Origin of the sequence: Bartonella sp. CB10SXKL (assembly GCF_042195515.1) — a bacterium.
Taxonomy (GTDB): Bacteria; Pseudomonadota; Alphaproteobacteria; order Rhizobiales; family Rhizobiaceae; genus Bartonella.
In genome coordinates this window covers 1-674 of sequence record NZ_JBHION010000116.1, presented here as the reverse complement: position 1 = coordinate 674, position 674 = coordinate 1, and the positions used below count along the sequence as shown (strand labels likewise).

Below are 674 nucleotides of genomic sequence, written 5' to 3'. Positions count from 1 at the left end.
ATGTAGCGGATGCACTTGCCGGTGTTGGAAGTTCTATCACGAATGTTCAGAATAAATTGACTGAACAGGTTAATAATGTGATTACCAAAGTGGAAAGCGAGAGCTTTGTTCAGCAAGATAAGACAACGAGTCGTCTCACTATTGGTGCAAAAGTAGGTGGCGCAGAAATCAATATTGCAAATGAAAGCGGTGCTGATCGGATAATTTCTGGTGTTGGGGAAGCAAAGAACAATAATGACGCTGTTAACAAAAGCCAGCTTGATAGCAATATCAAGAATGTCAATGATAATGTAACAAATAAGTTTAGCGAACTTACTAAAAACATAACGAATATTACTCAGCAAGTTAAAGGTGATGCTTTGTTATGGAACGATAAAGCTAATGCCTTTGTAGCACGTCATGAAAAGAGCAAAGAAGAAAAAGGCAGAGCTGTAAGGACACAAGAAAACAGTAGAATTACGTTTCTTTTAGATGGTGTTGTTTCTAAAGATTCAACGGATGCTGTCACGGGTGGTCAGCTTTATTCGCTGAACGAACAACTTGCAACCTATTTTGGTGGAGGTGCTGGTTATGATGAGCAAGGACAATGGAAAGCTCCAAGTTTTAAGGTTAAGGCAGTTAAGGATAATGGTAAATCTGAAGAGATAGACTATGGCAATGTGGCGGATGCTTTG

Annotated in this window: 1 pseudogene; it reads left to right on the top strand. The window is 39.3% G+C overall.

Annotation, left to right across the window (positions count from 1 at the left end):
• Positions 1-674, top strand: a pseudogene (locus tag ACFIK3_RS09740) (hypothetical protein); the annotation flags it as partial.